The organism is candidate division WOR-3 bacterium (assembly GCA_011052815.1).
Lineage (GTDB): Bacteria > Hydrothermota > Tepidihabitantia > SM23-42 > SM23-42 > DRIG01.
Map to the genome: position 1 here is coordinate 1 of DRIG01000034.1, position 8,867 is coordinate 8,867.

9 protein-coding genes are annotated in these 8,867 nt (G+C 45.8%); 6 read left to right on the forward strand and 3 right to left on the reverse strand.

What is annotated here, in order from left to right:
* Window positions 1-271 precede the first annotated feature (271 nt).
* The 6 genes from ENI34_03145 (at window position 272) to ENI34_03170 (ending at window position 7,214) form a co-directional block, all read left to right on the forward strand.
* Window positions 272-769: a prepilin-type N-terminal cleavage/methylation domain-containing protein gene (locus ENI34_03145; protein HEC78122.1), complete on the forward strand. Its 498-nt coding sequence runs from the start codon at window positions 272-274 to the stop codon at window positions 767-769.
* Complete coding sequence (locus tag ENI34_03150; protein HEC78123.1) at window positions 760-1,725, forward strand: prepilin-type N-terminal cleavage/methylation domain-containing protein; 966 nt, start codon at window positions 760-762, stop codon at window positions 1,723-1,725. Before ENI34_03145 ends, ENI34_03150 begins: the two co-directional genes overlap by 10 nt.
* 9 nt (window positions 1,726-1,734) lie before the next feature.
* The gene (locus tag ENI34_03155) at window positions 1,735-2,223 is read left to right on the forward strand and encodes a hypothetical protein (GenBank protein HEC78124.1); all 489 of its coding nucleotides are present in this window, start codon (window positions 1,735-1,737) and stop codon (window positions 2,221-2,223) included.
* Window positions 2,171-5,737, forward strand: coding sequence for a hypothetical protein (locus tag ENI34_03160; GenBank protein HEC78125.1), 3,567 nt, complete (start codon window positions 2,171-2,173; stop codon window positions 5,735-5,737). The genes ENI34_03155 and ENI34_03160 overlap by 53 nt, the downstream gene beginning before the upstream one ends.
* An 11-nt stretch (window positions 5,738-5,748) precedes the next feature.
* Window positions 5,749-6,135, forward strand: a complete 387-nt coding sequence (locus tag ENI34_03165; GenBank protein HEC78126.1) for a hypothetical protein — start codon at window positions 5,749-5,751, stop codon at window positions 6,133-6,135.
* A 149-nt stretch (window positions 6,136-6,284) separates the two neighbouring features.
* Window positions 6,285-7,214 carry a hypothetical protein gene (locus ENI34_03170; GenBank protein ID HEC78127.1) on the forward strand — a complete coding sequence of 310 codons (930 nt, stop codon included), beginning with the start codon at window positions 6,285-6,287 and terminating at the stop codon, window positions 7,212-7,214.
* Between the two features lie 59 nt (window positions 7,215-7,273).
* On the opposite strand, the gene ENI34_03175 is transcribed toward ENI34_03170, so the two are convergent.
* From ENI34_03175 to ENI34_03185, 3 genes are all read right to left on the reverse strand, one after another.
* A complete protein-coding gene (locus ENI34_03175) occupies window positions 7,274-7,480 on the reverse strand; it encodes a YfhL family 4Fe-4S dicluster ferredoxin (protein ID HEC78128.1) in 207 nt (68 codons plus the stop codon).
* 60 nt (window positions 7,481-7,540) lie between these two features.
* The gene (gene rsmG, locus ENI34_03180; GenBank protein ID HEC78129.1) at window positions 7,541-8,239 is read right to left on the reverse strand and encodes a 16S rRNA (guanine(527)-N(7))-methyltransferase RsmG; all 699 of its coding nucleotides are present in this window, start codon (window positions 8,237-8,239) and stop codon (window positions 7,541-7,543) included.
* A partial coding sequence (locus ENI34_03185; GenBank protein HEC78130.1) for a nucleoside triphosphate pyrophosphohydrolase occupies window positions 8,199-8,867 on the reverse strand: 669 nt, incomplete at its 5' end. The genes ENI34_03185 and rsmG, both read right to left, overlap by 41 nt.

Sequence of the window (8,867 nt, forward strand, 5' to 3'; positions counted from 1 at the left end):
ATACGATATAAACTCGGTCAGACGACCGGCCGCAATCTTCGTTTTGCCACGACAGGTGGTGTACCCCAGGCGCCTGGCGGAAACGGCACACCGCCGATAGGTCGCTGGGCTTTTCCCGGAGGCACTCTGAAATTCCGCGGCCGGGGTGATGCGACAAACGGAGTGATCTATATTACTGACCGAAGCAATAATTTTGCGATTCATGTCAATTCACTCGGAAACGTAAAAGTCTATCGTTATGAAAACGGTTCATGGACCGGTATCTAATTAAATGAACCAAGGAGGATACATGAAAACATTTTCCGGAATTAAAATCAGAGGATTGAAGACACAGAATACTACACCAGCCCGACATCCAAAAGGTTTTACCCTTGTCGAGATTCTTGTTGCAATAGTCATTCTGGCGGTCGGTATTCTCACAGTAAGTCAGATGACGGTTCTGGGAATGAAAACAACTGCAGTGGTAAAACAACATATGGAAGCGAGGGAAGTTCTTGCAAAAGGTCTTGAAGCCATAAAACTTCTGTACATAAATGATCCGCTGCTGACCGACAACTGCGGCGGTAATCCTCTGTTTTTAGATTCTATCACAGGTGCTTATCAGGCATCGCCGGCAAATATTGTCGGACAAACAATCAACAATACGGCATTCGATGTGTACTGGAATGTCGTAGCTGACTTTCCTCAAAGTAATCTTCGAACAATAAGGATGTTGGTATATAGACAGGGTAAGCGACTCCTCGCTGCAGATTATGTAAAATGGAGGTAATCATGAAAAAAGGTATGACTTTGGTTGAAATTCTTGTATCACTGACAATCCTGACAATTATTCTGGGCGCGATCTTTTCAATACTCACACTTCAGCAGACAAAGGCGACAAATGTTCAGGCAACCACAGTGATGCAGACCGATGCAAATATCGCCCTTTCTCTACTCCGCTGGGATCTGTTCATGGCTGGTTATGGAATCGGAACAGATGACCCTTCTATTATTTCTGGAGACGCCGGTAACAATGGAGGAGCCGACAACATCACTCTTTATGGTGCAGGACTTGCTTTCGAATCAGACGGCGCCAACTGGAGTCCGGTACTGGTTCCTGTTCAGAACAGTTCAAAGATTATCGTCTATAGATTTTCAGATTTAGCCACCCACTTTTCAGTTGGTGATGAATTAATCCTCGTTGACCAGAATAAGAATCTCCTGGATTCCGGTCTGGTGATCGCCGGTACGACCTGGACCACCCATGCTGCCGGAGAAATCACCGTACCGGCACTTGAGCTCGATATTGCTCCAGGAGTTGTCAGTGCTGGTCAGGGAGCCATTGCTTTCAGTCCAAACCTGAGTACTTATTTTAGCGGTGTTACGTATACCCTCAATAACAATAAACAGCTGTTAAGAGGGAATGAAGTATTTCTCGAGAATGTAGAAGACATCCAGTTTGCATTCGGTGTGGATTTGAACGACAACGGCGCGATTGAAGAACCGAATGAATGGTTTGATGACCTAAACAGCATACCGAATTACACACCGCAGTTGTTATACCAGCATAAGTTTGCGATTCGTTCGTCATTCGTCGTCGTCACAAAACAACTGCTCAGGGATTATCAATATACAGGCGGAGCCATTACTCTTGAAAACAACACCTATACTCCCACGACTTATGATCTGCGGAGAAAAAGAGAAATTGTCACTGCCATTACCTGGCCAAGAAATCTTCAATTTTAGGAGGCGAATATGATGAAGTACCAAAGAAGTTCAAAGTTTACCATAAGTAATAGAAAAGGTATCGCCCTGCTTGTTGCCCTCGGTACAATGATTCTTATCCTTATCATTGCGGCACTGGGTATTTATATGGTCACAAGAGGGTTGAATGTAGCAGGCGGCCAAAAACGCTATCAGACGGCATTCGAGGCATGTGAAGGCGGTCTGGAAATAGGAATGCTGAAAGTGGATAGCGCATTTACCGCTGGAGTTTCTCCGACAAATTACAACGGTAATATCGGTAAGTATACGATTACCGTAGCAAGTGCCCCTCTTTTTGCATCAACGGTAAGTGGAGCCGCAATCAAATTCGCACGCGGTTACTTTGGTATCGGACAGGGTATAGCTAAAGGCGGTGTTAATCTTTATTATCATATCGAATCCCAGGCTGTGGCTTCAAGTGTAACCGGTGAAAATGTTACTCTTGAGGTCGAACAGAAAAAAGTCGTTGGGATTGATTAATAAGGAGGAGATGATGAAAAGAATAATCTTTGGATTAATAATTATAACCGCGTTTCTGGCAGGAGCGGATATGAGTACCTATTGTACTGCGCCTCCGTTTGTCGGCGGTCATAATGCAGTGGTAATTCCTAATGTGCTGATCTGTCAGGACTTCACAGGAAGTATGAGATTCTGGGTCTATGATAGTTGGCCTGGTTACAGTCACAGCATCGATCCTTATAACCCCAATAAGGTCTACTATGGTTATGCAGACCCGAATTCAAATTATGAAATAGTATGGTTCAATAGCCGGCAATATTATAGAAAAAACCCCAATGGTTCGTATTCCGGAAATGAAATAAACTGGTGGCATACCACCCGAATCGACGTCGCCCGTAAAGTACTGACCGGCGGAAAGGGTCCTGCCTACAATGATAAAAGCAGGCTTCTGTTCGAAGAACCGTACTATCGTGTGAACAGCAGTTCTGGCAGTTATGTCTACGGTATCATCACCACGGATTCGACTGAAATATCAAAAGGTGTGGTGCGTGAGATCGCCGACGTCGACGACGACTATGTGTGGGATGAAGGTGCTCCCCATTTTGCACTCCAGACCTTCAGCACGAGGTCACCGTTTTATCGACGGGTAAAATGTCCGTTCGGTTCTTCGCTGCGCGCATTTCTCGATACCTTAGAGCAAAAGCGACCGACCGGCGGCACCTGGTGCGGTGACGCGATATTTGAAGGAATCCATTATTACAGGTTCACCCATCCGCACTGGCGCAACAATACCTGGAGCTATACCTGGAGTATAAACGATGTCGGCACTGAACTTGACCCCTGGTATGAAGTCGTAGGCGGCGACACGGTCTCTGTCTCCTGCCGTCCGAGTTTCTTTATCTTTGTGAGTGACGGTGAATCGAACTCTGACAATCCGGTCTCTGACTGCAGCCATCTTCCGCATCCGGCATCTCCGTATGGACCCAGTTATTACGGCTTCAGATACTACAACGGTCCGGACAGCAGTGACGGAACTCATGGCTGTGCAGACGACTATGCCTATTATGCACATGTTACAGACCTGCGGCCTGACGCCGACCCCATCTACGGAATACCGGATAAACAGACCCTCACCTTTTATTCCATCTTTCTCTTCGCCACTCCGTCAGGGGCAACCCTTTCAAAGAATATCGCCATCTTCGGAGGCTTCAAAGATTCTGATACCCTGGGTGATCCCGGTTATCTAAAACCGGACAAACAGTTTGAATATGACGCTGATTCCAATGGCGTACCTGATAATTACTACTATGCTGATGAAGGATATGCACTGGAACAGGCTTTCAGAAACATCTTTGTGAACATCCAGGAACTGGCGCGCGTTACAAGTGCATCCGGCGGTGCGATTTCCGGATCAGGAATAAAAGGCGGCGGTGTGGTCTATAATGCAACATTCTATCCGACGCTGGATTTAACAAGCACCCTCTCTTTGAACTGGATAGGAAAGGCAGCGGCGCTGTGGCTGGACCCTTATGGAAATCTGCGTGAAGAGACCCAGGGAAACAGAATCCTCCATCTTAAAAACGACCTTGCGATTGAGATGTTCTTTTCTGCAGGAAACAATCAAACAATGGTCGCCCGGTTCCAGGATACGAGCGGACTGGGAACACTCGTTCCTCTTGATACCGTACCTGTTGAGAGCCTCAATTTCCTCTGGGATGCAGGTGAACATCTTTTGACCAGGAATCCCGATAATCGCAGAATCTTCTATAACAGGAATGGAAACCGCAGGGCATTCGTCATCAATCAGAACTGGCTTGACGCACGCCTTGATTTTGGTAATGGAGCTGCTTGTGATTCCCTGATTCAATATATCCGCGGTGTTGATTATCCCAACTGGCGCTCACGTGAATATAACAACAATAATATCTGGAAGCTCGGAGACATCATCCACTCCTCCCCGATGCCCGTAGGTGCACCGAGTGAAGCTTATCATATGGTTTACGGAGACGATACCTATTACTCATTCTGGGAAAAATATCTTGACCGCAGAACCGTCGTCTATGCCGGCGGCAACGACGGAATGATCCATGCATTCAATGCAGGATTATATGAAACACTGGAAGATCCGATTACCATTGCACGTGTCCAGACACTGGGCCAGGCGCTCGGTAAAGAACTCTGGGCGTTCATTCCCTATAATGTCCTGCCGCATCTGAAATGGCTCGCCGATACAAATTACTGCCACGTCTATTATGTAGACCTGAAGCCCTATCCAACGGACGTGAAGATATTCACGCCTGACTCGACCTGGCATCCTTATGGCTGGGGTACGATCCTTGTCACGGGAATGAGATTCGGCGGCGGTGAAATAGACGTAACGGGCGTGGACACTTTCCGTTCAGCATACTGCTGTTTTGATGTAACCGATCCTGAACGCGACAACCGCAGACCGCAATTTATGTGGGAGTTCACCGACGATAACCTCGGATTTACGATGTGCGTTCCAGCGGTGATCAAGATAAAAGATATGTCAGGGACAAACGACAAATGGTATCTCGTCTTCGGCTCAGGGCCCCAGAGTAAGTACGGCGACTGCAATCAGCCGGCGCATCTTTATGTGCTTGATATTGCCACAGGCACTCTTATTCACGAATTCACCATTCCTGATTCCAATACAGCAATCACCAATATCTTCTCAGCCGATTTCGGTCTTAATTACTACACGAACCTCGCCTATTTCGGAACCTATGACAATTCAGGCGGTGGAACAATCTACCGGTTGATGACGCATAATGATCCTGATCCTGTAAACTGGACACTCCATAAAGTGATTACGCTCAACAAACCGATTACAGCTGAAGGCTCGGTCGCCACAGACTCCAAAGGAAATCTCTGGATATATTTCGGTACTGGAAAGTATTTCAGTAACATCGATGTCGCCAACACCGATACAATGATGTTCGTCGGTGTCAAAGATGACACAACCCAGGGAGACCTTGCAAATCCCGCATTTACACTCAATGACCTTGCGAACGTCACCGACGTCCATGTCTATTCTGATACGGTAATCAGCTCTCTGGGTGTCAACAACTTCGACGAACTGGTTCAGTATGTTGAAGCCCGGGACGGCTGGTATCGTTATTTTGACTCCATTCCCGGTGAGCGGGTAATCACGTCTCCCCTGGTCCTCGGCGGTGCTGTAATCTTCACATCATTCATACCCCAGGACACCACGGGAGCAAGCCAGGGACCTGATCTCTGTATCGGCGGCGGTGGAGGACCGCAGGCCGGTAATCTCTGGGCGCTCTTCTACACAACAGGAACCGCTTACAAAACAGCGATGCTGGATACCAATGCAACCGGAGAATTCAAAACCTACATACCCATCATTGGAGATATGCCATCTGAACCGGCAATGCACATAAGTGCAGATCAGGAAAAAGTCTTTGTCCAATCAGCTGGTGGACTTATCGGTATTGAAACACCACTGCCATACAACCCGCGTGGTGGTGTAATGTTGTGGCGTGGAAGATAAAGGAGGATGAAATGAAATACGCTAAATACCTTTGCTTATTTATTCTATTATTATCTCTCCTGGCACACGCGGATGAGAACAAAAGAGTACCTTTAAAGAAGAATATTCAAATTGACGGATCACGCGAACATCTAAGGGGCTGTGTTCTGGCAATCGAAGGGAATAAGGTCAATTTCGAAGAATCCTGGATGCCTCTTGCTCCTGACGGTGTAGTAATCAGCGCTCCGAATTCTGAAGAAAATATCGATTCTTTTGACGATTTAAGGGCTCCGTTCTACGCAGACATCGATATCTACTGGGTGGGTGATAAGACCTATATTTCAGCCATCCGGATGTTGAAACAGTTCGAATACAGCTCAGACGGTTATATCATAGGTGAATACCACGACGAGGAATAACGGCTTATTACGGTCTCTGGGCGGGGATTGATCTCCGTCCAGAGACCGACAGCGTTGAAGTGTAGCATCCTGCGTCCTTCTCTTCTTCCTTCCCAAAAACCTTGACTTTTTGTAGTTTTTTATTAAAATATTGTAATGAGGAGGCAGCATTGAAAAAATTCTTTGAATTTCTTTTGGTCTTTCTTATTACAGTTTATGTAAACTGTGGTGCAGAGAAAAAAGAAGATAAAACCGGGGAAGGAGCAAATACCGCTCCATTTATAAAAAGCGCTGAAATCGTTCCCGCCGTGCCCGTGCTTGGTTCCAGAATTACTCTACGTGTTGAAGCTGGAGATAAAGAAGGCGACAAAATCGATTATGAAGTCAAGTGGTTCTTGAATGGAAAAGAAATCGGAAAAGGATTTGAATTTTATCTGGAAGAAGCGAAAAGAAACGATGAGATCTTCGCTGAAATCACGCCGAGCGACGGAAAGTCAACCGGCGAAACCGTCAAAACGGCGCCGGTCGTTATCGGTAATACACCGCCGAAGATCACCGGTGCCCGTATTTCACCGGATACCATATTGACATCAACCAGTGATCTAACAGTCATTGGTGAAGGTTTTGACCCTGACGGTGACAGTCTGAAATGGCTGTGTTATTGGACACTCGACTACAAAGAGCGTCTTCCTGATTCTTCCACTACAATAAATTTGAAACAGCTTAAACTTAAAAAAGGTTCTCATCTTACCGCTGAATTATATGCCTCAGACGGAGATACGGTTTCCAATCTCTATCTTCTGGAAATAGATGTTGTGAACGGTGCCCCGATATTAAAAGAATCAGCTGATTCAATACCGTACACCCCCGGCTCAATCAAATTTCCGGTTCCGATCATTGATCCTGACAATGATCCTTTGACATTTGAACTCTTAGAAGCACCTGAAGGTCTGGTTATCGATAAAAAGAACGGAATCGTATCAGGTACGGTTGCAGAAACAACTGCTTTTGAAATCCTGGTAAGGGCGACGGATACTGAAGGTGCTTACCTGGATGCACGATTTACATTGACACCTCCTCAACCAGCAACAAATCAATAAGTTTTCCATATAAAAAAGGCGGACGCTCAAGCGTCCGCCTTTTTTATATAAACTCCTTGTTATTTCTTCGGGTGATCCGGATCAGGAACCGGTGCGCCCACTGGACAGACCGCCACACACTGAGGTTCATCAAAGTGGCCTTCGCATTCCACACATTTATTGAAATCAATTACATAAATAGGATCACCTTCACTAATTGCCTGCACCGGACATTCAGGCTCACAGAGTCCACATGCCGTGCATTCTTCAGTAATTTTGTATGCCATTTTACCTCCTTATTAACGGGCTTATTATATCAATTTTCTTTATAATGTCAAGTATACGTTTCACCCCTGAAATTTTTCCAGTATCACCAGAGCCAAAGGCAGATTTTCAAGGGGGGTGAAAAGCTTCTCTGTTCTAATTCGGAAGTGCTTCTTTTCAAGCACCGCTGCGGCGGCTCTCAGTTCCTCCTCGATCCGATGGGTCTTATAGAAAATTGCAATACCCTGCGGTTCTATCAGATGATCGATCGCCTTCACCATCTTCTTGATCCTGCCGACCGCCTTTAAAAGAACCACTTCAAACTTTCTTTCTTTATAGTCCTCAGCTCTTCCATTGACGACCCGGGTATGCATGAGTCCCAGGTGGTCGATAAGGTGATTCAGAAAACGCACTTTTTTTCTTCTGGATTCAAAAAGGGTCAAATCTATATCGGGCAGTAAAATACGAAGGGGTATTGAAGGAAAACCGGCGCCCGCCCCGATGTCACATATATATTTAAATCTTTTGACATATTTGAAAGCCGTCAATGAAGTTACAAAATGGCGCCGTGCGATGCGATTATAGTCACGATGTGACAGCAGATGAACCTTATCTTTGTAGTTGTGCAGAACCTCCAGATAGATGCGGAATCTTTCCAAAACAGACCTGTCGTATTCAATACCCAGTTGCCTCAAACCTTCTTTTAATTCATTGAGTTCGCCGATGAATCTTTCTTTTTCATCAAGTTTCAGACTTTTTTTTGAGGTCATTCCATATCTCATCCATCTCTTCAAGATTTACGTCTGTGATCGTCTTACCCTGATTTTCCAGTTCTTTTTCAACCAATCTGAATCGTTCGATGAATTTTTTGTTCGCATGTTTTAAAGCATCTTCTGGATCAACCGAAAGATGACGGGCGAGATTAACACAGGCGAACAGAAGATCACCCAGTTCCTCAAAGGTCTCTTTCTTACCGATGCTCTCTTCGACCTCTTTAATCTCCTCATAGACCTTTTCAAGCGCCCCTTTGTATGAATCCCAATCAAACCCGATCTTACTGACGCGTTCCTGAATAAGTCTCGCCGCGAGAAGCGCGGGAAGGGACTTAACCACCCCTGAAAATATATCTTTCTTGCTCTTATGCCAGAACTGCAACACCGCCTTTGAATCCTTGAGTTCTTGATTTTTGAATACATGGGGATGCTTCTCTTTATATTTTTTGATGGTAGCGGTGAGCAACTCCTCAAGGTTGACGTTCTTTTCGTCCTCCAGGAGCCGGGCAAAGAAGAATCCGAGAAAGAGAATGTCACCTACCTCTTCTTTGAGTGCATCGGTCTCATCAAGTTCAATCGCCTCGACGAGTTCATAAGCCTCTTCTATTATGTTACTCTTCATGGTCTCAAGGGTCTG

Bases quoted from the DNA above. Each gene is read 5' to 3' on its own strand.
- ENI34_03145 (HEC78122.1), top strand. From the start codon at position 272: ATGAACCAAGGAGGATACATGAAAACATTTTCCGGAATTAAAATCAGA.
- ENI34_03165 (HEC78126.1), top strand. From the start codon at position 5,749: ATGAAATACGCTAAATACCTTTGCTTATTTATTCTATTATTATCTCTC.
- ENI34_03175 (HEC78128.1), bottom strand. From the start codon at position 7,480: ATGGCATACAAAATTACTGAAGAATGCACGGCATGTGGACTCTGTGAG.
- ENI34_03150 (HEC78123.1), top strand. From the start codon at position 760: ATGGAGGTAATCATGAAAAAAGGTATGACTTTGGTTGAAATTCTTGTA.
- rsmG (HEC78129.1), bottom strand. From the start codon at position 8,239: ATGAGATATGGAATGACCTCAAAAAAAAGTCTGAAACTTGATGAAAAA.
- ENI34_03155 (HEC78124.1), top strand. From the start codon at position 1,735: ATGATGAAGTACCAAAGAAGTTCAAAGTTTACCATAAGTAATAGAAAA.